This is a genomic window from Serinibacter salmoneus, assembly GCF_002563925.1.
Classification (GTDB): domain Bacteria; phylum Actinomycetota; class Actinomycetes; order Actinomycetales; family Beutenbergiaceae; genus Serinibacter; species Serinibacter salmoneus.
Genome location: NZ_PDJD01000001.1, coordinates 1,832,933 through 1,856,448 on the forward strand (window position 1 = coordinate 1,832,933; position 23,516 = coordinate 1,856,448).

Annotated in this window: 23 protein-coding genes, 1 tRNA gene and 2 pseudogenes; 9 read left to right on the plus strand and 17 right to left on the minus strand. The window is 69.2% G+C overall.

Features of this window, described 5'->3' with window-relative positions; genetic code table 11:
• Nucleotides 1-24 precede the first annotated feature (24 nt).
• Genes ATL40_RS08205 through ATL40_RS08215 form a run of 3 tightly spaced genes read left to right on the plus strand, consistent with a single transcriptional unit; the run spans nucleotide 25 to nucleotide 2,743 of the window.
• The gene (locus ATL40_RS08205) at nucleotides 25-393 is read left to right on the plus strand and encodes an ArsR/SmtB family transcription factor (RefSeq protein ID WP_098469116.1); all 369 of its coding nucleotides are present in this window, start codon (nucleotides 25-27) and stop codon (nucleotides 391-393) included.
• Complete coding sequence (locus ATL40_RS08210) at nucleotides 390-2,105, plus strand: SulP family inorganic anion transporter (protein WP_098469117.1); 1,716 nt, start codon at nucleotides 390-392, stop codon at nucleotides 2,103-2,105. Before ATL40_RS08205 ends, ATL40_RS08210 begins: the two co-directional genes overlap by 4 nt.
• 17 nt (nucleotides 2,106-2,122) lie before the next feature.
• On the plus strand, nucleotides 2,123-2,743 hold the full coding sequence (locus ATL40_RS08215; RefSeq protein WP_098469118.1) for a GyrI-like domain-containing protein: 621 nt from the start codon (nucleotides 2,123-2,125) through the stop codon (nucleotides 2,741-2,743).
• 254 nt (nucleotides 2,744-2,997) lie between these two features.
• Here the strand turns inward: ATL40_RS08215 and ATL40_RS08220 are convergent, their stop codons facing one another.
• The 3 genes from ATL40_RS08220 to ATL40_RS08230 all read right to left on the minus strand — a co-directional run bounded on the left by ATL40_RS08220 (nucleotide 2,998) and on the right by ATL40_RS08230 (nucleotide 6,156).
• Complete coding sequence (locus ATL40_RS08220) at nucleotides 2,998-4,104, minus strand: acyltransferase (RefSeq protein ID WP_098469119.1); 1,107 nt, start codon at nucleotides 4,102-4,104, stop codon at nucleotides 2,998-3,000.
• A gap of 305 nt (nucleotides 4,105-4,409) precedes the next feature.
• Nucleotides 4,410-5,054: a pyridoxine/pyridoxamine 5'-phosphate oxidase gene (locus ATL40_RS08225; protein ID WP_098469120.1), complete on the minus strand. Its 645-nt coding sequence runs from the start codon at nucleotides 5,052-5,054 to the stop codon at nucleotides 4,410-4,412.
• A gap of 28 nt (nucleotides 5,055-5,082) precedes the next feature.
• Complete coding sequence (locus ATL40_RS08230) at nucleotides 5,083-6,156, minus strand: fatty acid desaturase family protein (RefSeq protein WP_098469121.1); 1,074 nt, start codon at nucleotides 6,154-6,156, stop codon at nucleotides 5,083-5,085.
• Between the two features lie 167 nt (nucleotides 6,157-6,323).
• Between ATL40_RS08230 and ATL40_RS14995 the strand changes: the two genes are divergently transcribed.
• The 3 genes from ATL40_RS14995 to ATL40_RS08245 all read left to right on the plus strand — a co-directional run bounded on the left by ATL40_RS14995 (nucleotide 6,324) and on the right by ATL40_RS08245 (nucleotide 7,536).
• On the plus strand, nucleotides 6,324-6,758 hold the full coding sequence (locus tag ATL40_RS14995; protein ID WP_169925913.1) for a DUF3995 domain-containing protein: 435 nt from the start codon (nucleotides 6,324-6,326) through the stop codon (nucleotides 6,756-6,758).
• A gap of 140 nt (nucleotides 6,759-6,898) precedes the next feature.
• Nucleotides 6,899-7,156 carry a hypothetical protein gene (locus ATL40_RS08240; protein WP_211283086.1) on the plus strand — a complete coding sequence of 86 codons (258 nt, stop codon included), beginning with the start codon at nucleotides 6,899-6,901 and terminating at the stop codon, nucleotides 7,154-7,156.
• Entirely contained in the window at nucleotides 7,153-7,536 is a 384-nt protein-coding gene (locus tag ATL40_RS08245) for a MerR (RefSeq protein WP_098469122.1), read from the plus strand. Before ATL40_RS08240 ends, ATL40_RS08245 begins: the two co-directional genes overlap by 4 nt.
• Before the next feature lie 32 nt (nucleotides 7,537-7,568).
• On the opposite strand, the gene ATL40_RS08250 is transcribed toward ATL40_RS08245, so the two are convergent.
• The 4 genes from ATL40_RS08250 to ATL40_RS08265 all read right to left on the minus strand — a co-directional run bounded on the left by ATL40_RS08250 (nucleotide 7,569) and on the right by ATL40_RS08265 (nucleotide 9,923).
• A complete protein-coding gene (locus tag ATL40_RS08250; RefSeq protein ID WP_098469123.1) occupies nucleotides 7,569-8,156 on the minus strand; it encodes a TetR/AcrR family transcriptional regulator in 588 nt (195 codons plus the stop codon).
• A complete protein-coding gene (locus ATL40_RS08255; protein ID WP_098469124.1) occupies nucleotides 8,156-8,929 on the minus strand; it encodes an SDR family oxidoreductase in 774 nt (257 codons plus the stop codon). The genes ATL40_RS08250 and ATL40_RS08255 overlap by 1 nt, the downstream gene beginning before the upstream one ends.
• Before the next feature lie 30 nt (nucleotides 8,930-8,959).
• Nucleotides 8,960-9,364, minus strand: coding sequence for an HNH endonuclease (locus ATL40_RS08260; RefSeq protein WP_098469125.1), 405 nt, complete (start codon nucleotides 9,362-9,364; stop codon nucleotides 8,960-8,962).
• A gap of 169 nt (nucleotides 9,365-9,533) precedes the next feature.
• Nucleotides 9,534-9,923, minus strand: a complete 390-nt coding sequence (locus tag ATL40_RS08265; RefSeq protein ID WP_098469126.1) for a MerR family transcriptional regulator — start codon at nucleotides 9,921-9,923, stop codon at nucleotides 9,534-9,536.
• A gap of 246 nt (nucleotides 9,924-10,169) precedes the next feature.
• Here ATL40_RS08265 and ATL40_RS08275 point away from each other — a divergent pair.
• Nucleotides 10,170-11,338 (plus strand): annotated as a pseudogene (locus ATL40_RS08275) (MFS transporter).
• A gap of 492 nt (nucleotides 11,339-11,830) precedes the next feature.
• Nucleotides 11,831-12,655: a 23S ribosomal RNA methyltransferase Erm gene (gene erm, locus ATL40_RS08280; protein WP_098469129.1), complete on the plus strand. Its 825-nt coding sequence runs from the start codon at nucleotides 11,831-11,833 to the stop codon at nucleotides 12,653-12,655.
• A 255-nt stretch (nucleotides 12,656-12,910) separates the two neighbouring features.
• Here erm and ATL40_RS08290 read toward each other — a convergent pair.
• Nucleotides 12,911-13,108: pseudogene (locus tag ATL40_RS08290) on the minus strand (hypothetical protein); the annotation flags it as partial.
• A 138-nt stretch (nucleotides 13,109-13,246) separates the two neighbouring features.
• Nucleotides 13,247-13,795, minus strand: a complete 549-nt coding sequence (locus tag ATL40_RS14710) for a YajG family lipoprotein (RefSeq protein ID WP_143556904.1) — start codon at nucleotides 13,793-13,795, stop codon at nucleotides 13,247-13,249.
• A gap of 665 nt (nucleotides 13,796-14,460) precedes the next feature.
• Here ATL40_RS14710 and ATL40_RS08295 point away from each other — a divergent pair.
• Nucleotides 14,461-16,908 carry a helix-turn-helix transcriptional regulator gene (locus tag ATL40_RS08295; RefSeq protein ID WP_098469132.1) on the plus strand — a complete coding sequence of 816 codons (2,448 nt, stop codon included), beginning with the start codon at nucleotides 14,461-14,463 and terminating at the stop codon, nucleotides 16,906-16,908.
• A gap of 566 nt (nucleotides 16,909-17,474) precedes the next feature.
• On the opposite strand, the gene ATL40_RS08300 is transcribed toward ATL40_RS08295, so the two are convergent.
• The 8 genes from ATL40_RS08300 to ATL40_RS08330 form a co-directional block, all read right to left on the minus strand.
• Nucleotides 17,475-17,547, minus strand: a tRNA-Ala gene (locus tag ATL40_RS08300).
• Between the two features lie 151 nt (nucleotides 17,548-17,698).
• Nucleotides 17,699-18,313: a histidine phosphatase family protein gene (locus tag ATL40_RS08305; protein ID WP_098469133.1), complete on the minus strand. Its 615-nt coding sequence runs from the start codon at nucleotides 18,311-18,313 to the stop codon at nucleotides 17,699-17,701.
• Entirely contained in the window at nucleotides 18,313-18,705 is a 393-nt protein-coding gene (gene rsfS, locus ATL40_RS08310) for a ribosome silencing factor (RefSeq protein ID WP_098469134.1), read from the minus strand. Before rsfS ends, ATL40_RS08305 begins: the two co-directional genes overlap by 1 nt.
• Before the next feature lie 22 nt (nucleotides 18,706-18,727).
• Nucleotides 18,728-19,819 carry a hypothetical protein gene (locus tag ATL40_RS08315; RefSeq protein ID WP_098469135.1) on the minus strand — a complete coding sequence of 364 codons (1,092 nt, stop codon included), beginning with the start codon at nucleotides 19,817-19,819 and terminating at the stop codon, nucleotides 18,728-18,730.
• Nucleotides 19,812-20,435: a nicotinate-nucleotide adenylyltransferase gene (nadD, locus tag ATL40_RS08320; RefSeq protein WP_281254895.1), complete on the minus strand. Its 624-nt coding sequence runs from the start codon at nucleotides 20,433-20,435 to the stop codon at nucleotides 19,812-19,814. Before nadD ends, ATL40_RS08315 begins: the two co-directional genes overlap by 8 nt.
• Before the next feature lie 2 nt (nucleotides 20,436-20,437).
• On the minus strand, nucleotides 20,438-20,590 hold the full coding sequence (locus tag ATL40_RS15000; RefSeq protein WP_169925915.1) for a hypothetical protein: 153 nt from the start codon (nucleotides 20,588-20,590) through the stop codon (nucleotides 20,438-20,440).
• Nucleotides 20,591-21,097: 507 nt separating this feature from the next.
• Complete coding sequence (locus ATL40_RS08325; protein WP_098469137.1) at nucleotides 21,098-22,441, minus strand: glutamate-5-semialdehyde dehydrogenase; 1,344 nt, start codon at nucleotides 22,439-22,441, stop codon at nucleotides 21,098-21,100.
• A 67-nt stretch (nucleotides 22,442-22,508) separates the two neighbouring features.
• The gene (locus ATL40_RS08330) at nucleotides 22,509-23,489 is read right to left on the minus strand and encodes an LLM class flavin-dependent oxidoreductase (protein WP_143556905.1); all 981 of its coding nucleotides are present in this window, start codon (nucleotides 23,487-23,489) and stop codon (nucleotides 22,509-22,511) included.
• Nucleotides 23,490-23,516 lie beyond the last annotated feature (27 nt).

Genomic DNA, 23,516 nt, shown 5'->3' on the forward strand with positions numbered 1-23,516 from the left:
CCGCCGCGATATGATGGATTCATCATGCCATTCAGTCACGCGGATCGTCCGATCTACGAACTCAAGGCCAACCTGTTCAAGGGCCTGTCCCACCCGCTGCGCATCCGGATCCTGGAGTTGCTCTCCGCAGCCTCGGAGGTCAGCGTGGCCGACCTGCTGAGCGAGACCGCCCTGGAGCCCTCGCACCTCTCCCAGCACCTCGCAGTGCTGCGGCGCTACCAGTTGGTGCTCTCCGAGCGCCGCGGCAGCCACGTCTTCTACCGCCTCACCCACCCCGAGACCGCGGAGATGCTGGCTGTTGCCCGGCGCCTGCTCCTGCACCTGCTGGACGACGACGCCGCGCACCTCAGCGGTGTCCGGGACCTTCCGCCGCTCACCGGGGACCGGGCATGACCGCCCCGCAGGTCTCCTCCCCCACCCCGGCGCGCGGTCGGCGCCGGGCAGGTGGCGCACTGCGCGCGACCGCACGCCACCTGGTGGACCTGCTGCCCAGCGCCGCCGACTACGCCGGTGCCCGCCGCACCTGGCGCCGCGACCTGGTGGCGGGCGTCACGGTCGGCATCGTCGCCCTCCCCCTGGCGCTCGGGTTCGGCGTCAGCTCGGGGCTCTCCCCCGCCGCCGGCCTGATCACGGCGATCGTGGCGGGGCTCATCGCCGCGGTCTTCGGCGGCTCCCACGTGCAGGTCTCCGGCCCCACCGGCGCCATGGTGGTGGTGCTGGTCCCGATCGTGGCCACCCACGGTGCCGGGGCGGTGGCCCTGGTAAGCGTGATGGCGGGCGTGTTGGTGCTGCTCGCCGGCATCCTGCGGCTGGGTCGCGCGGTGAGTTTCATCCCGTGGCCGGTCATCGAGGGTTTCACCCTCGGGATCGCGGCCATCATCTTCCTGCAGCAGATCCCCTCCCTCACAGGAGCCGACGACACCGCGGAGCTCAGTTCCAACGCGCTGGTGGCGGCCGTGCAGTCGCTGCTCGGCGCCGACCCTCGCTACCTGCTGTGGGCCATCGGCGCCGTGGCAGTGGTGGTGGCGTGCATGGTGCTCGCGCCCCGGATCCATCCGGCGCTGCCCGGGTCCCTGCTCGGGGTCGTGTGCGTCACGGTGCTGACGGCGCTCGTGCCCACCCCGTTGGAGGTGATCGGGGCGCTGCCCAGCACGCTCCCCGCCCCGACGATCCCGCCCTTCAGCCCCGACCTGCTGCTGGACCTCGCCCCGGCGGCGGCGACCGTGGCGGCCCTCGCCGCGATCGAGTCACTGCTCTCGGCCCGGGTGGCCGCCTCGCTCGCCGACACCGGCCCGTACAACCCCGACCGGGAACTGCTCGGGCAGGGACTGGCCTCGGTGGGATCGGGCCTGTTCGGCGGGATGCCCGCCACCGGCGCCATCGCCCGCACCGCGGTCAACGTGCGCTCCGGTGGCCGCACCCGGATCGCGGCGGTGACCCACGCCGTCGTGCTGCTGCTGATCGTGCTGGCCCTCGCCCGGCCGGTGGGGCTGATCCCGCTCGCCGGGCTCGCCGGTGTGCTCATGGTGACGGCCTGGAACATGGTGCACCGTGCCACCGTCCGCTCGATCCTGCGCTCCACCCGGGGGGATGCGATCACCTTCGTGATCACCGCCCTGGTGACGGTCTCCTTCGACCTCATCGTCGCCGTCGGGATCGGGATCGTGATCGCCGGCATCGCCGCGATCCGCAGCCTCTCGCGCACCGCGATGGTGCACCGGCAGGAGGTCTCCCCGCCCCGGGAGGCCGGTGACGACCGGATCGCGATCATCGCCTTCGCCGGGCCCCTGATGTTCGCCTCCGCCGACCGGGTGTTCGAGGAGGTCACCCGCGTGGAGGGCGTGGAGGTGGTCATCCTGCGGCTGTCCACCCTGGAGCACCTGGACGCCACCGGGGCCCATATCCTCAGCGACATCGTGCAGGCACTGGAACGGCGCGGGATCACGGTGCTCATCAAGGGCGTGCAGCCCGTGCACGACTCGCTGCTGCGGGAGGTCGGCGTGCTCGCCGCGCTGCGCCACACCAACCACCTCTTCGACGACCTCGACGCCGCGATCGCCCATGCGCGCTCGCACGTGGCGCGATCCGAGCGCACCGCCGGTTGACCTGGTGAACTGGTGCCATGGCCGAGAAGGTTGACCTGAAGAAGACCCTCCCCGGTTTCCGCGCCACTCGCGGACGCTTCGAGGTGATCGACGTGCCCGAGTTCGCCTACCTGATGATCGACGGTCACGGCACCCCCGGCACCTCCCCCGCCTACGTCCAGGCGCTGGAGGCCCTCTACCCGGTGGCGTACAAGACGAAGTTCGCCTCCAAGACCCAACTCGAGCGCGACTACGTGGTGCCGCCGCTGGAGGGCCTGTGGTGGGCGCAGGACATGGACTCCTTCACCACCGCGCGCGACAAGTCGCAGTGGGACTGGACGCTCATGCTCATGCTGCCCGCGTGGGTGGGTGCCGACCTCGTGGAGGCGGCGATCGCCGTCGTCGGGTCGAAGAACCCGCCGGCGCGGCTTGGCGCGGTGCGGATCGAGACGCTCACCGAGGGCAGGTGCGTGCAGACGCTGCACCTCGGGCCCTACGACGACGAGGGGCCGCTCCTGCAGGAGATGCACCACTCCTTCATGCCGGCGCACGGGCTGCGCTTCGCGGGAAAGCACCACGAGATCTACCTCGGCGATCCGCGCCGCACCGCGCCGGAGAAGTTGCGCACGATCCTGCGCCAGCCGGTGGCGCCGGCCTGACGGCGGAGGGTGGCCGTGCCCGGCGCCGCCGAGCCACGCCGCTTCGCTGCGGGCGGATCGCTTTCGCTGTCGGCGGTTCTCTGAGCACCCGCGGCAGCGTCGCCATGCATCGCCGCAGGTCACAGGCTCGCGGTTCACCGCGGCCCTTCGCGCAGCCGCCGTGCGCGAAGGCTATCCGCCGCCAGCGAAGGCGCGGCGGGTGAGCCCGGTCTGCGTCCATGCTAGATCCGTGCTGGATCCCTCGCGTGCCGTGGTCAGAAGCCGAGGAGGCGGCTGGCCGCACGCGCGCCGAGCAGGCGCCGCACGGCCGCGATGGTCAGCAGGCTGAGCGCCACCACCACGGCGAGTTCCGCGATCTGCAGGCCGGGGAGGAAGGGGAACTCGCCGTCGGCGATCGGGAGGCCGATCACCTGCCACGCGAGCACGATCCAGACCATGTGCACGTAGTAGATCCCGTAGGAGTCCCGGCCCAGGCGGTCCAGACCCAGCCAGCGCTCCCCCGCGCGTTGCTCGCGGCGGCGATGGATCGCGAGCAGCAGGGCGATGACGGCGAAGGAGTACGCCACCGAGGAGACGGTGAGCTGGTCGGCGGCGAAGCCGGGCTCCACACCCAGTTGCAGCAGCAGGTACGCCTCCCCCACGCTCGCCGCGAACGTCACGGCCACGGCCGCCACCGCGCCGCCGACCCCCAGGCGCGGGGCGCCGTGGCGCCGCACCCACAGCCCGGCGAGGTAGAACGCGAACCAGCCAGCGAACCAGGTGTTCGCGAACGACGGCGCCGCCCCCTCGGTCAGGGCCCTCGCGTACACGGAGGCCAGATAGGCGGGGGTGATCAGCCACAGGGCCCAGCGCCACCGGGTCTCCAGGAGCCGCAGCACCAGCGGGGTGAGCACCACGAGCTGCAGCAGCACCACGATGAAGTACAGGTGCGCCACGGAGGAGCCGAGAACGACGTCCCGCAGGAGGAGGCGGAGGTTCCAGGCGCTGGCGTCGGCTTCTCCTCCGCTGTCGTTCGAGGCGCTCTCAACCCAGGCGATCAGCAGCGTGTAGCCCACGGACCACAGCAGGAACGGGATCCCGAGGCGCGCCGCGCGGGTGCGCAGCCACCCGGGGCCGACCTTGGTGGGGGTGACGAAGTAGGCGGCGAGGAAGATGAACACGGCGACGGCGAAGTTCATCGCCTGACGCACCACCAGCCAGTAGTCGAACGCCCAGTCGTGAGCTCCGCCGTCGTAGGCAATGCCGTTGCGGGTGTGGATCCAGATCACCGCGAGGATGCACACCCCGCGCACCGCGTCCCAGTACCGGTCGCGGCCGGCCCGGGCGGGTCTGCTGGGCGCGGTGGGGAGGGATGAGGCCATCCCGTCAGGCTAGGTCGGCAGTGCGGCCCTGTGGGGATTCGCCGCAATACCCATTCGCGTCGGCGCGGCTCGGCGTAGTGGCCTCGCTGAGGGCGGTGCGCCCCTCGCTACGGGCGGTCGATCTGCGGCGTGGTGAAACGCTCCAGCGCATCGCTGCAGGTCAAGTACGTACGCTTCGACGACGTCGCGGGCCTCCGGCACCACGTGACCGCCCGTAGCGAGGGGCGCACCGCCCGTAGCGAGGGAACGGACGCCGGCGCGAGCCGCTCCCGCTCCCGCTCCCAGGCACAAGCGGGTGCCACGCCCTACGGCGCGAGCCGCTCTCGCTCCCAGCCCGCCCCTGCGCGGCGGTAGCGCACGCGGTCGTGCAGGCGGTCGGTGCGGCCCTGCCAGAACTCGATCTCGCTGACCGTGATGCGGTAACCGCCCCAGGTGGCCGGCGCGGGCACCGGGCCGCCGGCGAACCTGTCCGTGGCGTCGGCGAGCGCCGCCCGCAGCGCCTCCTCGGTGGTGACCGCCGACTGCACCCCGGTGTGCAGCGCGAGCTGCACGTGCCGGGGGCGTTCGGAGAACCGTCGACGCACCTCCTCCCCCGCGAGCGCCACCGCGACGCCGCGGATCCGCACCTGCCGCTCCAGCGCATGCCACGGCAGCACGAGCTCGCAGCGCGGGTCCTCGGTGAGGTCGGCGCCGGTGGGTGAGGCAGTGTCGGTCATCACCACGACCTCGCCGGCGGTGAGGTGCACGGGGTTGACCATGCGCACCGAGGGTCCGCGCGCCGCAGAGGCTGTGGCGAGGGCCGCCGCACTCGGCAGCGGCACGCCGTGCTCGCGCGCCTGATCCAGCCACAGCGTCAGGAGGGATTGCGGATCGTTGGGAGCTTCGCCGTCGGGCAGCCCGTGTGCGGCGAAGCGCGCCCGCGCTGCGGACTGAGGCTCGGGCGTGCTCATCGCTGCCCTGCGGTCGCTGCCCCGGGGCTCAGGAGCGCCGCAGGGTGGCGAACGTGGGGCAGTCGAACGGGTCGCGCCCGCCGAGGCCCACGCGGTTGAGGTAGGCGATCACGATCCGGTAGGACTCCGGCAGGGACACCTCGGTGTAGGGGATCCCGATCGAGGCGCAGTGCGCCTTGACGATCCGGGCGGTCTCGATGAGGTGCGGGCGCGGCATGCTCGGGAAGAGGTGGTGTTCCACCTGGAAGTTGAGGCCTCCCATGAGCAGGGTCATCGCGCGGCCGCCGCGGATGTTGCGTGAGGTCAGCACCTGCTTGGACAGGAAGTCCAGCTTGCTGCCCGCGGGCACGATGGGCATGCCCTTGTGGTTGGGCGCGAAACTCGCTCCCATGTAGACGCCGAAGACGGCCAGCTGCACCCCGACGAACGCGAACGCCATGCCCAGGGGCAGCACCCAGAACACCACCGCGAGGTAGGCGCTCAGGCGCAGGGCGATCGTCATCAGTTCGAGGAGGCGGGAGCGTCCGCGTTCGTTACGCACCACGGAGCGCACCGAGGTCACGTGCAGGTTGAGCCCCTCGAGGGTGAGCAGCGGGAAGAACGCATACCCCTGGTAGCGGGTGAGCCAGGCGCGCAGCCCGGTGCGCTTGGCGGCGTCCTCCTCCAGGAACACGATGGTGTCCGGCTGGATGTCGGGATCCTTGCCGATCTGGTTGGGGTTGGCGTGGTGGCGGGTGTGCTTCGCCATCCACCAGGTGTAGGAGATGCCGACGACGGCGTTGGCCATCAGCCGGCCCCACCGGTCGTTCCTCGGGCCGGAGCTGAAGACGACGCGGTGGGCCATCTCGTGGGTGATGAAGGCGAACTGCGTCAGCACGATCCCGAGGCCGGCGGCGATCAGCAGCTGCAGCCAGGAGTGCTCCAGGAGCACGAATCCGGTGATCAGGCCGCCGAGGGCTGCGCTGAGCGCGAGGGTCAGCACGAGGTAGTAGCGCGGTGCGCGCGCGAGCAGGCCGCGCTCTCGCACCGTCTTGGACAGGGCGGAGTAGGTGCTCACAACGGCGTTGCGAGGCTCACGGGTCGGTGTGGAGGTGCCGGTCATGCGGCTCCCGTCGTTGCAGTGGACGACTTCCCAGCCGCGGCCAGACACTGCGCGTGCTGACCTACCCCCCAGTCTACGCCGCGAACCTACGGTTGCGTAACCTCGGGGCCCAGCATCCTCGCCGCATTGCTCGGGCGTGGCGATCCCGCGCTTCCTATGCTGAGGGCGTGGACACGGTGACGCGCCTCTCGCGAACGGTGGCATCCTGCGGCCTCGCGGCGGCCGGGGCGCTGCACGCAGTATGGGCCCTGGGGTCGCCCTGGCCCGCCGGCTCAGCGCGCGAACTCAACGAACTCGTGGTGGGCAACGGCGAGGTCGCCCCCGGCACGGCCGCCACGTGGCTGGTCTGCGGATCCGCGCTCGCGGGTGCGGCCGTGGCCGCGGGCGCGATGGGAGATCGGCCACTCGCCGTATGGGGGCGCCGGATCGCCGGTGCCGCGCTCCTCGCGCGCGCCGCTCTGGGCGGCAATGCCGCGCTGCGGGTGTTGGGCCTGCCGCCGGGTGGCGACCGCTTCACGCGGTTGGATCGGCGCTACTACCGTGCGCTGTTCGCGGTGCTGGGTGCGGCACTGGTGCTGGGCGCGCGGCGGTCGCCGTCGTAGGCGCCCCGGCGCATCGCGGCATCGCGGCATCGCGGCAACCAGCCCGAAGGGCAGAATCGGCACAACAGCGTTACGCACCCGGAGGCGACCTGCGTCTATCACGCTAGACACCCGGGTGCCTACCCGACTAGACTCCATCAATGGTCAATGGCACGCGCTCGGCCCAACAGGTGCTGCGCGCCGTGCGCAAGAACGCCAGACGGCTCGGACTGAGCGTGGAAGAGCTACCCCGACGCGGGAAGGGTTCGCACTCGATCTGGGTCGTCCTGGACGCAGAGGGCAATGAGGTCGGAAGGATCGGCCTGACAGGGCATGCCGGGCAGCAGTCGCAGATCGTCACGCGTAGCAACGAGAAGGCCCTGCTGGACCTCTTCGGAGAAGGGTGGTTGGACAAGTGACACGGACATTCAACGTTCGCCTCGAGCGCGAGGGCCGCTGGTGGGTCGCCGTGGCCGACGGGATTCCCGGTGCCGCCACCGAGACCGCGCGCTTGGCCGACCTGGGCAACGAGATGACCGACCTCCTCGCCGGGCTCCTTGACCTCGACGAGGACGACATCTCGCTGACGTGGGACGCGTCCGCGGTTCTGGGCGCCGAGGGCAACCGCGTGTGGAATGACTTCCTCGCCGAGCGGGACGACCTCGCGCGGCGCCAGGCGGAACTCAATGCCAAGCGCGATGAGGCGCTCCTCGCCCTGCGCGACGGCGGCGTCTCGATCCGGGACTCGGCCGTGCTGGTCGGGCTCTCACACCAACGCGTCGCACAGCTGCTGCAATAGCGGCTTAGCCCAGGTACGCGCGCTCGGCCTGACTACCGGGTGCTCTCCCCCACCAGCACCCCGTCCAGCACATTGGCCAGCAGCGCCTCGGCGAAGGCGTGGTCGACCACCTCGTCGGGCACCAGGAGCCGGTGGTAGACCGCGCCCCAGAGTTGGTCCACGAGCACCCGCACGTCCACGTCGTCGCGGATCTGCCCCGCCCGCTGCGCCGCCGCCATGCGGTCGGTGGCCAGTCGCCGTCGCACCGAGGAGTACAGCTCCCGGTAGGCGGCGGAGAGCTCGGGGTCGGCCTGAGAGCGCCCGATGAGCTCCGGCAGCAGCCGCCCCGCCGGGGTGGTGGTCATGAGGGTGACGAAGCGGTGGAGCTGGTGGGCCAGGTCGGCGCGGATGTCGCCGGTGTCGGGGAAGGCGAGGGTGTCCTCGACGGCGTGGACGTAGCCGTCCAGGGCGAGCACGCCGAGGGAGGCCCAGGCCTTGTAGAGGGTGGCCTTGCTGACCCCCGATTCGCGGGCGACCCGTTCGTAGGTGAGGCCGGCGAGGCCCTCGGCCAGCAGGATGTGCCCGACGGCGTGGATCACGTCCGCGCGCACCTCACCTGCCGGGCGGCGTCCGCGGCCCACTACGCCAGTCCCCCGTTGGTGAAGATCACCTGGCCGTTGACCCAGCGGGCGGGGCCGGCGAGGAAGGCGACGGTCTCGGCGATGTCGGCGGGTTCACCCAGGCGCTCCAGGGGCGCGGCCTTGGCGAGGCTCGCGATCGTGGCCTCGTCCTTGCCGTCCAGGAACAGCGGTGTGGCGGTGGGTCCGGGGGCCACGGTGTTCACGGTGATGTCCCGGCCGCGCAGTTCGCGGGCGAGTACGGGGGTGAGGGCCTCGACGGCGGCTTTGGAGGCGACGTAGCCGCCGTAGGTGGGGAAGGAGGTGCGGGTGACGGTGGTGGAGAAGGTGATGATCGCTCCCCCGGCGCGCACCCGGTTCGCGGCGAGCTGGGCGACGACGACGGTGCCGCGGATGTTGGTGCGGTGCATCCGGTCCAGCTCGTCCAGGTCGAGGGTGGCGATCGGGGCGAGGGTCATGACGGCGGCGGTGTGGACGACGACGTCGATCCCGCCGTAGGCCTGCTCGGTGGCGTCGAAGGCGGCGGCCATGGCGTGCTCGTCGGCGACGTCACCGCCCACGGCGATCGCCTGCCCTCCCGCGGCGGTGATGCGCTCGACGAGGGCCTGCGCCTTGGCCTGGTTGCCGGCGTAGTGGACGGCGACGGCGTACCCGTCGGCGACGAGGCGCTCGACGGCGGCCGCGCCGATGCCGCCGGAGCCCCCGGTGACGAGGGCGACGCGGGTGGTGGGTGCGGTGGTGCTCGGCTTGGCGGGCGTGGCGGACTGCGTGGGCATGGCGACTCCTCGGCTATATGAACGCTGCGTTCATTTAAGCACGGGGGCCTCGGTGCCTTCCAGTGGTTCTGGCTCGGACCGGAGCGACTGCAGCACGAGCGCCCAGCGTTCGAGGAAGGCGCGCTCGTCCAGCTTCTTGCGGCGCAGCCAGCCGGTGACCTCGCTGTTGTGCTTGCTGGCGTTGCAGGAGGCGCACGCGGGCACCACGTTCGCGATCGTGTACCGCCCGCCGCGGGAGATCGGCATCACGCAGTCGCGCTGCAGGGCGACGCCGTCCGCCCCGCAGTACGCGCACCCGAGCCACGCTTCCTGCAGGAGGACCCACTGGTCGTCGGTGAGGTCGTTGTCCACCCGGTCCAGGCGCCGCTGTCGACGCCGCGCGTACCGCTGCCGCGCCTTGGCCGGCACACGCGCGGGGTATCGGCGGCGGGGCATGGCTGGACTGTACCGGCACGGCTCCGCGAGGGTGGGGCGCCGCACACTGCCCACGCCTACGGCCCGCGAGGCACGAGCGATACCTCAGTCGATGCCTGCGAGGTCACCGCACTCAGGCCAGCATTGCACCGGGCGACGGCTACACCCTTCAGAAAACAACACGACGCGGTTAGGCGGTGTCGTACTCGTCGATGACGTCATCCAAGATGCGGACGGTCTGCCGTTGTTTCCTGATCTCTTGCGCAAGCCGCTCTCGGTAATCGCGGAGAACATCGACAAGCAGAGACGTTCGGGCGCTCTCGTCCACCATGCATGGCAGCACCGGCTTGATTTCTCGGCTGCTGAGCCCTGCCGAGAACAGTCGCTGGATCAGGATCACCCTGTCCACGGCCTCGGGCCGGAACCGCCGGTGCCCGGTGTCGGTTCGCTGCGACTGAATCAGGCCCTGCTCTTCGTAGTACCGGATCGATCCCGTGCTCACACCACTGGCCTCAGCGAGCATCCCGATCGACAGGACGCGGTCCGCTGACGTCGTCACATCCACGTCAATGCCGGACATGCCCGCATGGTAGCCCACCGACTTGCCCAGGCGCCGCCGAGGAGCGCGTCCGGATGCGGAGCGACGTCGCTCGCGCAGCCACTTGCACCTCACTCAGATGTCAACTCTTACCCTCTCGGCATGGCACTCACGTCTCAGGCTCCTGTTGCCCACGCGTCGATGACCCGGGCACAGGGCATCGCGCTTGCCACGATCGGCCTGGCGCAGTTCGGCATCGCGACCGACTTCTCCACCGTTTATGTCGCGATGCCGACCATCAGCACTGATCTCGGCATGGACCCCGCAATGCTGCAATGGCTGATGACGGCGTACTCTCTGCCCTTTGCGGGCTTCCTGCTCTTCGGCGGCAAAGTCGTCGATAGGGTCGGGGCTGTCCGCGTTTTCATCATGGGGAGTGCTGCGTTCGGCGTGGCCAGTCTCTCCTGGCTGGGGTTGCGGCCGCGGACTGGATAGTAGTCGCGGGCCGCGCACTCCAGGGGCTCGCCGGAGCTTTCCTGTCTCCTGCGATCCTGGCGCTGCTATCTGTGAATTTCCCAACTGGCCCCCTACGCTCCAAGGCGTACGCGACCTGGGGAGCCGTGGGCGCGTCCGGGCTTGCGGCCGGCGTCATTCTCGGAGGGTTGTTCACAGAGGTCACCTGGCGGCTGGTCTTCCTGATCAATATCCCCATTGTGCTCTCCTGCATCTGGGGTGCCCGCAAGATGGCCGACACCGCTCACCTTGATCCCGCGCGCGCTCGCGTGCCTGCGGTGTCGACGACGCTCGGTACGGCCGCCACCGTGCTCGTCGTCCTCACGCTGACACTGGTTGGGGATAGCAGTGCCGACCTGGTCTGGCTCGTCGCCGTCGCCGTTGCCGCCGTCCTCGCCCTGGCCGCGTTCATGATCAACGAGCGCCACTCGGTCACTCCGCTGGTCGACCGACAGTTGCGCAAGATCAAGAACCTCCGTCGGGGCGCCCTCGCAGCCGCACTGTACATGTCCAGCGTCGGAACGGAGTTCTTTATCGTGACTCTGTTCGTGCAGGAACAACGGGGATTCTCACCACTTGCCGCCGGCATGGCATTTCTACCGATGGCCGCACTCACTACCGTCGGGAACGTCCTTGCCGGACGCCTACTGAAGGCATGGACGGCCCCAGTTGTGCTGATCCTCGGCTTCGGCCTCTCTGCGGCAGGACTCTTGATGCTCACGGCCATGCTCACGGTTGAGTCGTTCTGGATCGGGCTATTGCCCGGATTCCTCATCAGTGGCCTCAGCCATGGCATGGTGTTCACCGCGGTGTTCGTGCTCGGCAACACCGGCGTCCCCGGAGCTCTCAGCGGAGCCGCGGGCGTTCTGCTCGCCGCAGCGACCATGCGCTCACGCCGCTCACACCCGAACGTCACTGATTCAGCACGCGCACCACAATCGTGATGGCCTCGACCGCGAGGTCATCCGCTTCCTCCGGACTACTAAACCCGACGGGATCGAGACCAAGGGTTGAATCGCCCTTTGGTTGGGCGGAGTCGCCCGACTTGGGAACGAGGGTGAACGCATGCGGGAGGACGAGCGCGCGGGGGAACCGGCCACACGGCGGTACTCCGATCAGGAGAAGGCAGGCGTGTCCGAATGGTCCGGTCGGTGCAGGCTGAGCCGGCGACCACTGCCCGCCCGTGACGGTCCGCGCACCCTCGGTGGCGTCCACGCCGAGGAGTCTGCTGGCGCATGGACGGGTAATAGCGTTGCTGACGTGCAATGGGACCGCCTACGCTGGTTGGCATGTTGGTTCACGGCACTGCTTCGCTGCGTCTGCGCAGCCGCTAACGGCGACGAGCACACTCCACCCGTTGTTGCTCCCGCCCCCGGTGATCACGGCCGGGCGGCTCTTTCAGCGTGCCCGGCTCCGCCACAACCACGGAGCAAACAGTGCCTACCTATCAAGGTGGCCGTCATGAGCACGGCCAGAACTTCCTGACTGACCAAACCCCCATCGCCACGATCACTCAACTCGTGGCCACCACCGAGGGCCCGATCATCGAGATCGGCCCCGGAGAGGGATCCCTTACCACGCCACTGGCCCAGCTCGGGCGACCGGTGACAGCCGTCGAGATCGACACCCAGCTCGCCAGGCGCCTGACCGAGCAATGCCCCTCACACGTTGAGGTCGTCGCCGACGACTTCCTGAACTACCGACTTCCCGCGTCAGCGTATGTGCTCGTCGGCAACCTGCCGTTTCACCAGGCCACAGCCATATTGCGACGCATCCTGCACGCCCCGACATGGACCGACGCAATCGTGCTTGTGCAATGGGAAGTTGCGCGGCGCAGAGCAGGCGTTGGTGGCGCAACGATGATGACGGCGCAATGGGCGCCTTGGTTCGAGTTCACGCTGCACAGTCGGGTTCCAGCCCGCGCTTTCACCCCACGACCGGGCGTCGACGGCGGAATCCTCACCATCCACCGCCGCGAACACCCGCTACTGCCCCCGGCACAGCGACGCCAGTTCCACGCCCTGGTCCACCGCGTCTACACCGGCCCCGGACGCGGGCTCGCCCAGATCCTCGCACGCACCACCCCACTCAACTCACCCCAGGCAGCACAGATGTGGCTGCGCGGCCACGGCGTGACCGCTGCCGGTCTGCCGAAGGACATGCCCGTCGAGGCATGGGTGGACCTGTTCAACGCCACCGGTTCCTCGCCGTCTGCACGCCGTTGGCAGAAGCAGCATTCGTACTCGAGGAGGCGCCGTTGATGAGCATCGCAGCGCGGCGACAGGCCTGCGTCTACAAGGAAGAGACCAGTAAGACCACGGGGCCGCCCTCCGGTGAACAGCCACAGAACAGGCGGCACGAGAGCTGGCCGAAGCTCCCGGACGGGACTGGCCGCTCCGTGGCCTTGCCACGCTGGTCCATGCACCCCGTGACAGTCATTACGAGCATCTCGCCTGTGAGCGTGACGCCGCCAGCGACGTCACCGCGGTACGCGTCGATGAACGCAATCACGTCCGGTATCGGCGGTCGAGCTCCGCCCCGAAGCCCAGTTGCGTCATGGCCCGATGCACGGTGCCGCGCTCGGTCCCCAGCTCGGCGCTCAGGGTGCGCACCTTCCGCACCCCGGCGGCCTTCTCATCATCCGAGTACCACCGCGTCTGCGGCTTCCCCGGCGTCTGCTCCAACCGCGGGACGAACGACGCCTCCTCCCGCATGATCGTGGGCTAGCGGCCAACGACACCCGGATCGCATCATGGAACGAGAACGTTCAAGCCATCACTGACGAATGCGGCTCTCACTCCGATCGAGTCACCCAGAGCCCGCTAGGTCAGGCGCTAGAACCACGGGAGTTCCTACCGGCATGGCACGGTCTCAACAGGGACTTGCAAATCAAAGCCGATCATGAGTCTCTCCGTCTGCGTCATACTGTCGACCATTTCAGACGAGCCTAGAACATTGGCATCCCCGGACCCCCAAGTAATATTGGCGACACCTGAGCTTCCGAAAACGCCTTCCGGGCCAGACCACGACACCTCGTTGCCAGCACTGCCAGCTACCATTTGCTTGTACACGTCGATCTGAATGCGCTCGCCATCGTGTTCGCCGAAGCCTTGAAGTTCCAGCTCCCGCTCGATTGTTCCGTCGTTCAGAGGCTCACAGTTGCGCACCTCGGTTATAGCATAAGTCGTTAAGTCGTTGACCCGCACCGTACCCATGATGGATGCACGTTCGCCATCGGCTACCTCGCCAGCCGTCGAATCTTCGTGCGAATCCTCTTCGCTGACAGTTGACTCATCGGGACTATTCTCCGCCAGGTCCGGTGCGTGGGAACTAGAGGAACATCCGCTCAGCATGAGGGTAGCGATCGCAAGTGATGCAAAACCTCTAGAAACAGTCTTCATGATCTCTCCTTGGGCAACTGGTGGTGATGGTGTTCATAAGGCCGCGCAACACAACCCGAACCGCGTATCCACGCGATGGCCGCTCTCTCGTCTCATTTGCGCTGGGCGAAAGCACTGCTCATATGCTCTGAGGCGTCTGCGACAACCAGCAGCGAACTCGGCGGAGGCATCTCCGAGCGCAAGAGCCAGCTCAGGATGCCCACTGTTCGCTCCCTTGTCGCTGGCCACCGCCGAGGCGCCCTGTGACCGATCTGCGGCGTTGACGTACACATCGGTCACACCGTCGAGTACCGCCTCGCCCGCATACGCCGGCGTGCCGCCTCCGCGTACCACGAGTGCCATCTCGGACGGCGTTCGCAGGGAGGGCGGGAGCGGAGGCCTTCGAGCAGTGCAGTGCGTGGGCATGTCTCTCTCTCGTGGACGGCACGGACCTAGCGAGCGTTGCGAACGCTAGGCTTGTCCCGGGGCGGGAGCCATAGTGAGAAGTTGACTACACGCGAGGGTTGCGGTGCAGGGCAGTCCCTTGAAAGTGCGGAGAGGACACGCCGAACGTGAGTGGAGACGCCCCACGCCAGGGCACGGTGAGGTTTCTTGTTGAAGAGACCCTGACTCATGGTCGAGCAAAATTACTCACGGGCCCGGACGGTAGTGGTAAGTCTCACACTATGCGGCTGACGCGTGCGCAGTTGCTCGAAGCTGGAGCAAGAGCGCCTCTCATTGTTGGCTCCGCTGCAGGTGCATCAGTGCCGTTGGGAGCCTTCGCGGGTGTCAGAGATCTGTCACCCGCTGCACTGGAGTCTCCGGCCGTCGTCGTCGATACTTTCTCACGACGGCGTTCTGAAACCGTCCTCTTGGTCGACAACGTGGATCTGCTTGACGGCGCCTCTCTCTACGTCGTTACACAGCTCATTTCCAGCACGCAGATACCCGCCGTTCTCACTGTACGTGACCTTGACAGCGCGCCGCAGGACATTCACGATCTCTATGATAGCGGGTATCTCACCGAATTAGAACTCTCCGCACTGTCGGAAGCCGAGGCGCGTCTGCTGATCTCCAGCCTCATCGGCGGAATCCCGACACCCCGCGCCGAGGTCGAGATCCTCGCGGCAGCCGGGACAAACCCACTGCACCTCCGCGAGATCATACGGGGAACACTGGACAACGGCGGCCTCATCGAGACTCCCCACGGTTGGGAGATCAACGGACCTCCTGCACCGAGCCAACGGCTGACCGGACTTGTCGCGGAGCGCTTCAGCCACCTACCGACGACAACGATTGAGGCCGCCACACTCATCGCGTTGACAGGGGAATGCCCTTCTGCCGCGATAAGCACCGATGACCGAAACGCCTTGGCGCATGCTGACCTCATTGAGAGCACTGATTGCGGCTGGTTGAGACTATCGCGACCGCTGGATGCTCACTACCTCATCTCTCACGCCTCTTCCGCATTGCGACACGAGGTCGTGCACCGTGCGATACGCGTACTCAGCGGGCCGGCCGCAGAAACGCGCCCGCATGCGCAGCGCCAAGCAACTCTCTTGGCTTTGGATCACGGGTGTGATTTTGCGCCACACTCCATGATGGCGCTGGCCGAATATGCCCTCGGATCGTTCGATGCACCTCTCGCGCTTCGCGCAGCCACCGCAGTCTTGGAGCACGAACCAGATCATTTGCCTGCTCTGATTACCGGCGGCCTAGCAGCGTCACTGCTCGACCGCACAAGTACCGCCGACTCGCATTTTGATAGGGCAAAGCGAATTGCGCACACCGATGCTGAGAAGACATCGGTGGCTCTCGCCTACGCGCAGCATGTCGGCATCCGCCATTCAGATGCGAAAACTGCACTACAGACCGTTCAAGACGCGCTCGCCTCAGTACACGACGAGGCGAGCATTGCGCACTTGCAAGGTGCGAGCGTACGTTGGGCTGCTGTCGCGGGACAGGCACACGATACGATCACCACACAGCGAGAGAGCCGTGGCCACGAAGGGGCGATGAGCCTGATCACGGCTGGAGTCTCAGGAGTAGTTTCTGGTCCCTTGCAGCAAACGACCACACTGCTGCCTCGACTGCGGCAGGTCCCCGATGAGTTCCTTGCGCTCGTTCCTGGTGGCGATACATTGATAGAACTCACTGAAATAATGGCGTTGTCCTACAGTGGGGACGTTCTCGCTACCCGAAGGCGCTTGAGGCAAGCAATTACGTCAGCGCAAGACAGCAATCCAGAATCGTTGGGTGCCTGGGAATATGCACTCGGATTCCTCGAGTTCTTTTCAGCGGACGCTGAGCGCGCGTACAATATCGGCCAAAGCGCTGCTTCCCATCTTGCGTGGCGGGACGGCACCGGCCTCCTCCCTGCCGCTCGTGCCCTCACTGCGGCAGCGGCTCTTGCCACGGGGCGAAGCATCGAAGCGCGCAAAGGGCTTGACAGCATTCCTGATGCTGCAGCAAGTGACCCGAAAGTGGTGATGCTACGAAGTTGGGTTGAAGCATGGCAGGCTAACGCAGAACGCCGTGCTGACCAAAGCGCTGACCTGTTACTCGACACAGCCAACTGGCTCATGTCAACACAGCACACCTACTTTGGGGGCATGATCGCGCACTGCGTTGCGCGGATGGGTCGCCGACCATTCGAAAGCGCCGCGCTGCTTCGATCCGCATCCACGATCGCGGGCGGCGGACTACTGCAGCTTTTCACGAGCCACGCCGATGCCGTTGCAAACAGCGACTTCGAGAGATTGGCGCAGGTTGCCGCGGATGCGTCCGAACTGGGGCTCGTCACCACGGCAGCCGATACACGTCTGTGGTTGTCAGCGGTCGATGAACGGCGGAAGGTTTCTGCGATGGCAGCAAGAAGGCACCTCCTTGCCGCTGACGAGATGCGTGTAGCGATGCCGACGATGGCATTATGGAACGCACAGCCTGATCGCTCCACATTGCTTACAGAACGCGAACATCGGGTTGCACGGCTCGCCGCCGATAGATACTCCTCGAAGGAGATCGCCGAGATTAACGACGTCTCGGTCAACACCGTCACAAACCAACTGAACGCAGCCTTTCGGAAGTTGGGTGTCAGCAGCCGAGCCGAGCTTCGTGATCTTTTCCGCGCTTAGGCCGAGACGTGTCGCGGGTCGCACATTGCGGCTATTCGCCGATCCGGTGTAGAGCGAGGACTCTGGTGTCGCGGCTTGCGGGTGAGGCGAGCGCCCTGATGATCAGGAGCGACCAAGCTGGCGGCCGCTGCGCGCCGGGGAAGAGCACCTCACCGACAAGCCGCGCTGATCCCCCCGAGAAGGGGCCCTGAAGCAGCAAAAACGATGTCGAACCCGCACTCCTGTCCTAGTTTCACAGGAAACACCGCATGCCTGAACAGCTACCTCGATCACCAGCCACCGACGGAGTTCTAGGAGGTCTACGACGCTGCCCGCCCGGCCCCAGCGTCCTGGTGGAAGCCCAAGAGATCGAGTCGCCATCTCACGCAGGGCGGTCGTCGGCATCGGCCGCGCCCACGCAAAAGCGACCGTCCTGGTCCACAACCACGAAGCCAGCGTCACCACACCAACCGGCCAACCCTCGCGGCCTACACCCTCGGACCCCACCAAGGGCTACCAACGAAGAAACGGCTGAACCACCATCACAGGTGGTTCAGCCGTTCACAATGTCCTGAGACATCGCACTGTGGAGCTAAGGGGATTCGAACCCCTGACCTCTTCCATGCCATGGAAGCGCGCTACCAACTGCGCCATAGCCCCGTGTCTGCCGGTTGTCTCCCCCGCAGGCCTGGACTATCTTACGTGACCCGCGGCCCAGACACAAACCGGCGGGATTGCAACGATCCTGGGCCCTCCGGGCCGCCAGCAGCCCCGCCCGAGGCCGTCAACGAACCCCTGCCGCACGTGCCCCTCACGCGACCCCGACGTTGTGCGCATCGAGCCGCCAGCGCGGCTCGCGCGGGGAGGACTCCAGGATCGACCAGTGGCAGTTCCCGAGTCCGCGGATCCCGGCCCAGTCGTCCGCATCGAGGCCGAGCAGCGTGGTGATCCCCACGGCAATGCAGGCGCCATGCGCGGCCACGAGCAGCGTGGAGCCGTCGGGCATCAACCCCGCATGCGCCTCCACGCCGGCGGCGAACCGCTGGCCGACCTCCGCGCGACGCTCCGCGCCGATCCCCTCGGGGTGCTCCCCGCGCTTCCACGCGGCCGCAGCCTCGGGCCAGCCCTCGGCGATCTCGTCGGCGTGCAGGCCCTCCCACACGCCGAAGTGGCGCTCCCGCAGCCGCGCGTCGGTCGCCACGTCCATGTCCAGCAGGTGCGCCGCCGCCCACGCGGTGTCCGCGGCACGCACCAGGTCCGAGGCCACGATCACGCTCGGGTTGAACTCCGCCACCCGGTGCGCGGCACGTTCGGCCTGCGCGCGCCCGGTCGCGTTCAGCGGGATGTCCACCTGGCCCTGCAGGCGGAAGGAGGCGTTGTAGTCCGTCTGGCCGTGGCGCCACAGCACCACCCGGGAGGCGACCACTACGCCGGGGAGGCTTCGCCGTCGGGCTCCTCGCCCAGGTCGGGCAGCTCGATCTGCGGGCAGTCGCCCCACAGTCGCTCCAGGGCGTAGAACACGCGGTCCTCGGCGTGCTGCACGTGCACGATGATCTCGCCGTAGTCCAGTAGCACCCAGCGGGCCTGCGACTGCCCCTCCTTGCGCACCGCCTTCACGCCGGCGCCGTGCAGGGCCTCCTCCACGCCGTCCACGATCGCGGAGACCTGCCGTTCGGTGGAGCCGGAGGCCAGCACGAACGCGTCGGTCAGCACGAGGCGTTCCGAGACGTCCAGGGCGATGATCTCCTCGGCCTTCTTCTCCGCGGCGGCCAGGGCGGCCACCCCGGCAAGCTCCACGGCCTTGGGCGATGCGGTCACGAACACTCCAGTCGGTAGGGGGTCACTCGAAGAACAGGAAGTAGGCGCCGGTGCCCAGCGCCACGCCGAGCACGATCAGCCCGACGATCGCCAACGGCACCACCCAGCGCGGCCGCGGGGTGAAGCCCTCGGCCTCCAGGCTCGCTGCGGCCTCGCGCGCGAGTTCATCAGGCTTGAGCGGCGGACGCGACAGCGCCCCCGACACCTCCGGCGGGCGGCGGGGCACAGCCGCCCCCGCGCTGCCGTTCACACCGCCCCAGGAGGGTGTGGCGCCACCGTTGCCCAGCACCGAGACGCGGCGGGGCCGCTCGGTCGGGGTCGTCGGGGCGGTCGGGGTGGTCGGCGTGCTCGAGGAAGCCGGCGCACCCGCGCCGTCCGGGGCCGGAGTGTCCTCGGTGACCGCGGGGATCATGGAACTGGACCAGTCGATCGGCCCGGTGATCTCCACCCGGGAGTCCTCCCGGGCGCGCGTGGAGCGCACCGCGGAGAGTTCCCCGGTGGACTCCAGGCGCCGCACGCCCTGCGCGCGCGCCGGCGGTACCACCGAGGGGGTCGACGGCGCAGCCTCACCCTGGTCATCCGCCTCCCGTGGGCCCGGGGCCGGCATCCGCTCGCCCCGCGAGGGCGTGGCCGGCGCGGGCATGTCACGCATCGAGCGGCGGCTCGGCGGGCGTGACGGGCCGGGCGACGGCGTCTCGCGGCTCACCGCAGCATCGGGCGGCACGCTCGGGGAGGAACTGGTGTCGGCGATGTGCTCCCCCGCCGTGGCCGCCGGGATCGCCGTCTGGGTCTGCTGACGGCGCGAACGCCGGGTGGGGGGATGCCCACCGGCCTGCAACCAGGCGGCGCCCGGCGACTGGGGCTGCTGCGGCTGCGCCGACTCCTGCGCGCCCTGCTCCGGGGCTGCGGCGGGTGCGCCCGGCTGCCCCGAGCGGTCCGCGGCGCCACCGCTCACGGGGGCGGCGTCGCCGCCCGAGGTGGCTGCGTCGTCGTCCCGGACCGGGGTCAGATTCGCGGCCGTGGCCTGCGCGGCGGCCTCGGCACGCTCAGCGAGCTGGCGCTGCTCGCGCAACTCGCGGCGCGTCAACGGACGCTCCGACTTCTCCTCACTCATCAGCCTCTCCACTCCCCCGGTACAACTGATACTTCTGGATGTACTGCACCACGCCGTCGGGCACCAGGTACCAGACCGGGCGCCCGCGCCCCACTCGTTCGCGGCAATCGGTCGACGATATCGCCAACGCCGGGATCTCCAGGAAGGAGACCTTCGCGGCGGGCAGGCCCTCGGGGCTGAGATCGTGCCCGGGGCGGGTGACTCCCACGAAGTGCGCCAGGGAGAACAGCTCCGCGGCGTCCTTCCAGGACAGGATCTGGCTCAGCGCGTCCGCCCCGGTGATGAAGAACAACTCATCGTGGGGACGTTCGGCGCGCAGATCGCGCAGCGTGTCGATCGTGTAGGTAGTGCCGGTGCGGTCGATGTCCACCCGGGAGACGGTGAAGGTCGGGTTGGAGGCGGTGGCGACCACCGTCATGAGATATCGGTGCTCCGCCGGGGTGACGCGACGATCCGCCTTGAACGGCTGCAACCCGGTGGGGACGAAGACGACCTCGTCGAGCGCGAACTGCGCGGCGACCTCACTGGCCGCCACGAGGTGGCCGTGGTGGATGGGGTCGAACGTGCCACCCATCACGCCGACACGTCGCGACCCGGGGTCGCGCTGGCTGGGCACTGTCAGCGTCGACGCGTCCCGACGCTGCGGAAGGCATACGTCGCGAGCAGGAGCAGCAGGAGGACCGCGAGCGTGATGCCGCCGTAGAGCCACGGGTTGGGCCGCGTGGACTCCTCGTGCGCAACCTCGGCGAGCAGAACGAGCGTGCTGGTCATTCGGTCATCCTTCCCATCGGCCTCGAGACCTCCCCGTGCCGCACCAATCCTCCCATGAACCGCAACCCGGGCGCCGCCCGGTGTCGCCGGGGGTCTCAGGGGTCGACGCAGGGGGTGGCACAGGGGCTGGCGCAGGGGGACCTTGTACCCGGTTCGGAGCCCTCCCGAGCGCGGATGATTGATCCAGGCGCAAGGAACTCCGCCGCAGGCCCCCGGGTCGGCGGCGGCGGGTTGAGGCGAACTAGCGCCGGAGTGAGCCTCCCCGAGGCCCCGTCACCGCATCGCGGTGGCGGGGCCTCTTGCGTGCGGCGGGGGCGGCCGGCTGCGCGCCGTGCCGAGCCGCGCTTCGCGCACGGCGGGTCGCCTTCGCGGGCGGCGGATACGCGCGGCGCCGTTGGCGGGGCCGGCGCATCTACCCAGGTCACAGCGGTGCGGTGACGCCGGGACGATCGCAGAACCGCCGCGCGCGAAGCCCAACCGTCGTGCGCGAAGCCGACGGCGCCGGGTTCAGGGCCGGATGTGACCGTCGCCCTCGACCACCCACGTGGTGGTCGTGAGCTCCGCCAGGCCCATCGGGCCGCGGGCGTGCAGCTTCTGCGTGGAGATCCCCAGCTCGGCACCCAGGCCCAGCTGCCCGCCGTCGGTGAAGCGGCTGGAGGCATTCACCATCACGGCGGCGGAGTCCACGCCCTGCGTGAACCGCCGGGCCGCGGCGATGCTCGGGGTGCAGATCACCTCGGTGTGCCCGGAGGAGTAGGTGCGGATGTGCTCCAGCGCGGCCTCCATGTCCCCGACCACGCGCACCGCGATGTCCAGGCTGAGGTACTCCGTGGCCCAGTCCTCCGCAGTGGCGGGCACCACCCGGGCGCCCTCGGGGGCGTAGGAGGCGGCGACGTCGTCCGTGTGCAGCGTGACGTCCGCGCCGGCCAGGGCGGCGAGCGCCGCCGGGAGGAACTCCGCGGCCGCGTCCCGGTGCACCAGCAGGGTCTCCAGGGCGTTGCAGACGCCCACGCGCTGGGTCTTGCCGTTCATGAGGATCGCAACGGCCTGCGCCACGTCCGCGCCGGCGTCCACGTACAGGTGGCAGTTGCCCACGCCGGTCTCGATGACCGGCACCGTGGACTGCTCCACCACGGTCTGGATGAGGCTGGCTCCGCCGCGCGGCACCACCACGTCCACCAGGCCGCGGGCGCGCATGAGTTCCACTCCCCCGGGCCGGCCGTAGGCGTCCACGGAGGTCACCAGGTCGGCGGGCAGGCCCTGGGCGGCGAGCGCCTCGCGCAGCACCGCGATGATCGCCTCGTTGGAGCGGGCGGCGGCGCTCCCACCCCGCAGCACGACGGCGTTGCCCGACTTCAGCGCCAGGCCCGCCACGTCCACGGTCACGTTGGGGCGGGCCTCGTAGATCACGCCGACCACGCCGAGCGGCACCCGGGTCTGGCGCACCCGCAGGCCGTTGGGCAGGCTCTGGCCACGCACCACCTCACCGACGGGGTCCGCCAGGGCCGCGACCTCGCGCAGCGCGTCGGCGATTCCGGCGATGCGGGCCTCGTCCAGGCGCAGCCGGTCCACCAGGCCCGCGCTCATACCGGCGGCGCTCTCACGCTCCACGTCCTGCGCGTTGGCGGTGAGGATCTGCGGGGCGTGGGCCACGAGGGCGTCGGCGATCGCGAGCAGCGCGGCGTTCTTCTGCTCGCCGGTGGCGGCGGCGAGGGCCCGGGCGGCGACCTTGGCCTGGCGGGCGATCGCGTGCACACCCTCGCGCACCTCCGACTCGCTCGCCTGCGGCGGGCTGTCGGCCGTGGCTGCGGCGGCGGTGTACTCGGCCTGGGAGGTGTGCTGCGTGGACATGCTCACAGGGTAGGACGCCGCGCCCCGCGGCGGGCGCGGCGTCTCACCCGTCCCATCGCCGCCGCTATCACTTCCAGTCGGCCAGCGCGGCGTCCAGGGCCGCGTCCAGACCGGCGGAGGCCGGCAGCAGGTCCTCGGCCACGCCGTCGCCCTCCAACACCCCGAGGGAACGCAGCTCGGGGGCCAATTGGGTGGCCAGGGCGACCACATCGGTGGGCACGGAACCGGGGAGGATCACCACGCCGTCGACCGCCCCGGAGGCATACCAGGCCTGCAGTTCCTCGGCCACGCCGCGGGCGGTGCCGGCGATCGTGAGGGTGTCGGCCTGGGCGCCCAGGTCGCGCAGCAGGTCGGCGCGGAAGAGGGCGGAGGCGGCGTCGTCCCCGATCACGGTGATGGCGTCGACGACCACGCGCACGTCATCGGGGTTGCGGCCGGCCTGGGTGGCGGCGGTGCGGATGGCGGTGCGCCACTCGCGGGCCTCCGCGATGGTGCTGACGCGCAGGCGCACCACGTCGGAGTGGCGGCCGGCGACCACGGCGGTGGCGCGGTCGGTCGGGGCGGTCACCAGCAGCGGGCGGCGCCCGCCGGTGTTGGCGTCCCTGTTCGCGGCCCAGACGCGGCGGATCTCCTCGTGCACTCCGCCGGCGGTGGTGCTGATCGGCACCTGCCAGCCGCCGTTGCCGCCGGTGCGGGCGTGGATGCCGGCCACGGCGCGAGCCAGGCGGACCGGGTCGATGAACCCGGCGGGCAGGGCGGGGGCGATCGCGGGGCCGTCGGTGAGGTGGCCCTCGGCGCCGAGGCGGGAGGCGAGCACGGCCGGGTCGAGCCAGGCGTCCTGACGGGAGGTGTCCTCCAGGCGGAAGGACTCCCCCACGGTGACGAGCTCGACCCCGGCCTCGCGGGCCAGGTCGAGGTACTCGGCGACGTCGGTCAGGGAGACCTTCTCGCCGGTGCGGGCGGTGGCGCGCCGCTGCACGCTGGCCTTCGCGCCAAGGGTGGTGAGGTCGAGGCCGAGAGTGAAGCGGGTGCTGGTGGTTGCAGACATGAGAGTGGTCCTGGTTCTCCTGCGCGG